This window comes from Parafrankia discariae (assembly GCF_000373365.1).
Taxonomy (GTDB): domain Bacteria; phylum Actinomycetota; class Actinomycetes; order Frankiales; family Frankiaceae; genus Parafrankia; species Parafrankia discariae.
Window position 1 is genome coordinate 1 of the sequence record NZ_KB891141.1, and the last position, 4,972, is coordinate 4,972.

The window sequence follows — 4,972 nt, forward strand, 5'->3', positions numbered from 1 at the left end:
CAGGCCTCGGGGAGCAGCTCGTCGAGGATCCGCGGGTAGACGGGTGCCTTGTCGGTGGTGACCTCGGCCGGCCGGCGCCCCTGCGTTAGCGCCCGACCGAAGAAGCGCTGGGCAGCGGCTTGGTCGCGTCGTGTGCTGGCGAGGACGTCGATGACCTGGCCATGCTGGTCGACGGCCCGGTAGAGGTAGGTCCATCGGCCGGCGACCTTGACGTACGTTTCATCGACGAACCACCTGTCCCCGGGCCGGTGCCGACACGGCCGAGCAGCCTCGACCAGCAGAGGCGTGAAGCGCCGCACCCACCGATACACCGTGACGTGATCAACATCGAGGCCGCGTTCGGCGAGGAGCTCCTCGACATCCCGGTAGGACAGCGCGTACCGCAGGTACCAGCGGACGGCGAGGACGATCACCTCCGGCGGGAACCGGAACCCCGCGAACTCCGACACCGGAACCGGTGGACAGACACGACGTCGACGCATCACTCGATCATGACCGATCGACGGCCGTGAGACAGCGGACTCCGCCGATGCAACAGAGCCCTTCGATGATCGGCAGGTCGCCGGGGTGGTCGAGCCAGCAGGTGCGGTGGGTGAGCCGGGGATGTAGCCGGTTCCAGCTGGTCGCGGTGGCGGTGCCGTAGCGGCTGGTGTTGGTGATGGTGGTGTGCTGCGGTGCGGACCAGGTCGCGGGTCTGTCGAGGGCGAACTCGGGGCCGTGCTTGGGCGGACGGCCGTTGGTACCTGGCTGTCTCGGTGGTTTGGGGAGCCTCAGGACCCGGTCGGAACGGATCCGGCCGAGCACCTCGACGGGCAGGTCGGCCAGGACGAACGCCAGCCGGGTCACGTCGTACCCGGCGTCCATCACGATGAGGATGTTCGGGTCGCCGTCGTGCCAGTGCCCGGCGGCGATCAGACGGCCCACGACAGCCCGGAGCTGGTCGGCGGTCACCGCTGTGGCGTCGTCGGTGGGGCCGAGGCGAACCGCGTCCAGGACCGCGGTCCACGACGTCCGGCCGGACTCGAGGGCGGCGACGAACGAGTACGCCCCAGCCAGGAATCAGCTGGGCCTGGTTCTTCGCCCGACCGTGAACATGGCAGAACAGCCGCTCCGCGCTGGTCGGCGCATCCGAGCGCAGCCACGGGCTGACATCGACGGCCAGCACGAGTCGTCCGTCGGCGGCCGCGGGCAGCGGAAGGTCCGCGAGCGCACGTCGCAGCCGGGCGATCTCTAATTGGCCGCTGCTCAGCCCGTCGTACAATGCTCCATGGCCGCGACGGTGCTCCGGCGCCAGTGTCAGGTCGACCAGTGTCTTGACCGGGCCGTCGGTGCACAGCACCGCCTCCGCCGTTTCGAACAGCACGTCCGCTCGGCGGGTCAGGCAGGCGTAGAACTCCTGCCGGAAGCGACACAGCCTCCCCAAAGCCTCGACGCGTCCTGGTTCATCCTGCACACTGCCCATCACGACCTTCGGCTTGATCCGGCTTCTTTGGCGAGAGCACGATCTTCCGAAGGTCGTCCCACGTCACGAGGACACGCCGACCCGCCCCACAACACCAGCAGGTATCGCACAGCGTGACACCCGGCGGTTAAACGACAAGCTCAGCGGCTCCGAGATTCATGGGGTGTCCCGGTTCGACGAGGGGCTGGTCAGCTCGATGTGGCCGGCGGCTGACCGCCTGGCCCGCCGGACGGCGGCTGACCGCCGCCCCCTCCGGGGGCTTGGCCGCCGCCGGGGGTGGTGGCGGTGTCGACGCTGGCAGGAAGGGAGACGGTGTAGCCGCCGGTGACGTCGCCAGTCACGGTGGCGAGTTGGCTGGCGCCGGAGTCGTCGCCGAAGACGTTGTCGCTGGAGAGGCTGACCTGGGCCAGGTTGCTCACGGACGCCTCGTAGCCCTGCTGGGCGTAGACCGTGGTGCAGACGTCTTGGGGGAGTGCGACCTGGGAGGTGGCGATGGCCGTGGTGGCGTCGGTGATGCTGCCCTGGTCGGGGTAGACCTCGAAGTGGATGTGCGGCCAGCGCCCCGTGTAGCAGGCGGGGAAGACGCTGGTGAAGCGGACCGTGCCGGCGGCGTCGGTGATCTGGACGCCACGCAGGTAGTTCTGGTCGGTGACGCCGTCGGAATACAGCGAGTAGCGGCCCTCTCGGTCGCAGTGCCACACGTACACGGCCACCCCGGCGAAGGGCGTGCCACCGTTCGCGAGGTCGCGGACCGTCAGCGCCAGTGTCATGGGGACGCCTTCGGCCGTGCCGGTCGAGTCGCCGAAGCTGGACCGGATGTCACTGCGGACCACACCGCTCTGCTCGAGGACGTCCGGCCCGTTGGACCCGTCGCCCGGGTAGGGGCCCGCGGTCTCCTCGGGGATCTCCCCTGCAGCCGCGGACGCCGTAGCAGCGGACACCCCCGAGGATCCGACCTGGCCTGGAGTACAGGCGGCTAGGCTTGCCGCCGCGGCACCCACACCGAAGAAGGCCAGCATCCGCCGCCGGCTCACCACCGTGCCCATGTCGAAGCCCAGCCCCTGATCGACGATCTCCTCCTCAGGACGGGCCAGTGCACGCCCCTCGTACGTCGGCATCCGGCTTGGCTGCTGACGGTCCGCCATGTGCGCTCCTCCTTTGAGATCGGCTGGTCTTGTATCACCACCGTGGTGGGACAGCCCTTGTCTACGCTGTGCATCCCCTGTGTCAAAGCTGTGCATGTGAGGGTAAGGGCTTGCAGATCATTAACACGCCGGTTTGACTCTGAATCGCCCCGGCTACCCGAGACCGTGTGGATCAACCAGCCAGTTCCAAGCCAACCGACCAACGACCAACTGTCTCATTTGACTTGACACCTACCGAGCAGCCCGTACCAGCCCGACGGCGCGACGACACCCGGCCGCAGTGCCAGCCGCCCGGCTGTCGCCACCGTGAGCGCCGACCCCGTCACGCCCAGCCCGGTCAGCAGGCACGGAGCCAACCGAGAGAGACCACAGCGGCTGTCCTTCGCGCCCGGACCGGCCGTCCGCGACCAGTCGTGTCCGGGGGAAACGTTCACCCGGCCGACATCCGTGCCGGGGCAGCAGCATCCTGTCTCATCGACGTTCCTCCCCCGTCCTCGCCGCATGCCGCGCCAGCCTGACGGCTGTGCCTCGCCGCCAGTGGTCCGGGCGGGGACCTTCCGGTGAATGTTGAGAAGGACGTCGACCGCGCGGGAAACGACCAGCCCCGACGACCATCCACCAGCTACGCGAGTTCCTGGACCAACACCGCGACCACCGTCACCTACGCCTATTAACCTGACGTTCCGCCCGTTGCCAGCGCGCGGCCATTCCTTCTCCACCTTCAGCCAGGCGATCTGCTGGGACCGCGCACGCGGGTGGTGGGCGTCAGGCTGGAATCAGGGCATGACCCCGCAGAACCTCCGCCTGCTGCGGCTGTTCGTGGCCCAGCCCTGCAGGTCTGGATGACGCCGCGTGCCCATATGTTGCTCGGCGCCGCGGGCTCGCAGGTAACCGTCTTCTGGCATGGGTGCTGCTACGCTTCGCGCAAGCCTTGAACCACAAAGAAATCTGGTGGAGGTCATCATGCCGCTGAAATCCTACGGAGTTCTCACCGGCCGCGTACGGGACCAGCGCAGGGAGAGCGACACCGACAGCCCGCATTACCAGATCCAGGTAGAAGCGGCCGGGACCCAGTTCCGGATAGCGGTCAACGTGCTGTCCGCCCAGACACCCGCGGAACTGCTCTACACCACCGATGAGAACTTCACCCATCCGATCCTGCCCGGCCTCACCGCCCTGTCCGAAGGGTTCACCCCGCTGGACAGTGCCCCGGGTGGGCTCGCGTTGGACTTCATCCGCGGCAACCTGTTCGACCGCACCACCCTGCGGACCCTGCCCACCGACAAGCCCGGCCCCGATAACGACCTCGCGGACAAGCTCGACCACTACATCCAGCGGGCCGCGATCGACCCGACCGCCCGGCTCTACGCTTTTGGGCAGCGCTGGGGACCGGAACCCACCACCCCGGACAAGATCTTCGGGTTCACCCCCGGCAACGGCATCCACGACATCCACATGAACCAGGGCAACAGCCGCCAGTTCGCCGGCGACGACGGCGTCTGGCAGGACGGCGCCCTCCTGCTGTCCTTTCCCGACCGGTGGGTCGCGATCTTCCTGGCGTTCCAGAACCAGTCCTGGCACACCGACGACACCACCGGCCACACCCTGCCCGGCATTCCCCCTGCCGCCCCCGGTGGCCAGCCCGCGCCCGGGGAACCCGACCGGCAGATCCGTATCATCGCCGCCCTGGTCAACCCCATCGGCCCAGCACCCGAAGCCGAAACTGTCACCCTGCTCAACACCACCGTCGCCGCCATCGACCTGACCGGGTGGACCCTGCTCGACCGCGCAGACCACCACGCCCCGCTGCCCAGCCTTGTGCTGCCCGCCGGCGACACGGCACGGGTCCCCGTCCCCGCTCCGGTCGCGCTCGGCAACCACGGCGGCACCATCACCCTCCTCAACCCCGACGGACTGAAAGTCGACGGTGTCGCCTACACCACCGCGGTGGAAGGACGCACCCTCACCTTCTGACCAGGCAACCGAAGACCAAGCCAGCATGCACGACCTGACGGGGCCTGGGGAGCCTGCCAGCCACCTTGCCCATCCCGCGCGCGGCGATAACGCGCCGACAACAGCGGGCGGCGAGGGCAGGTTTCCCGGGCCTCGACCGCGAACCGGATCGAGGGCACGGAGATCGCCACGCTGATCGAGCGGCTCGCGGCCGAGAACCCGACGTGGGGGTACCAGCGGATCCAGGGCGAGCTCCTCACACTCGGCCACCGGGTGAGCGCGTCCACGATCCGCCGGGTCCTGACGTCCCTGGGGCTGCCCCCGGCACCGAAACGGCAGACCGACACGACCTGGCGGCAGTTCCTGCGCATGCAGGCGTCGACGATGCTGGCCGTGGACTTCTTCCACGTGG

General features: G+C 68.7%; 4 protein-coding genes and 1 pseudogene. 2 read left to right on the top strand and 3 right to left on the bottom strand.

Features of this window, described 5'->3' with window-relative positions; translation table 11 throughout:
- The 3 genes and pseudogenes from B056_RS0107525 to B056_RS0107535 form a co-directional block, all read right to left on the bottom strand.
- Positions 1-449, bottom strand: a 449-nt coding sequence (locus tag B056_RS0107525) for an IS6 family transposase (RefSeq protein WP_018500821.1), incomplete at its 3' end; no start/stop codon positions are given.
- Between the two features lie 91 nt (positions 450-540).
- Positions 541-1,462 (bottom strand): annotated as a pseudogene (locus tag B056_RS45700) (transposase); the annotation flags it as partial.
- Positions 1,463-1,650: 188 nt separating this feature from the next.
- On the bottom strand, positions 1,651-2,607 hold the full coding sequence (locus tag B056_RS0107535; protein ID WP_026239440.1) for an intradiol ring-cleavage dioxygenase: 957 nt from the start codon (positions 2,605-2,607) through the stop codon (positions 1,651-1,653).
- Between the two features lie 963 nt (positions 2,608-3,570).
- Between B056_RS0107535 and B056_RS0107540 the strand changes: the two genes are divergently transcribed.
- Complete coding sequence (locus B056_RS0107540) at positions 3,571-4,581, top strand: DUF2278 family protein (protein WP_026239441.1); 1,011 nt, start codon at positions 3,571-3,573, stop codon at positions 4,579-4,581.
- A gap of 147 nt (positions 4,582-4,728) precedes the next feature.
- Positions 4,729-4,972, top strand: a 244-nt coding sequence (locus B056_RS40370; protein WP_326828219.1) for an IS3 family transposase, incomplete at its 3' end; no start/stop codon positions are given.

What these genes read in the sequence shown, in the direction of transcription:
- B056_RS0107535 (WP_026239440.1), bottom strand. Translation starts at nt 2,607, where the DNA reads ATGGCGGACCGTCAGCAGCCAAGCCGGATGCCGACGTACGAGGGGCGT.
- B056_RS0107540 (WP_026239441.1), top strand. Translation starts at nt 3,571, where the DNA reads ATGCCGCTGAAATCCTACGGAGTTCTCACCGGCCGCGTACGGGACCAG.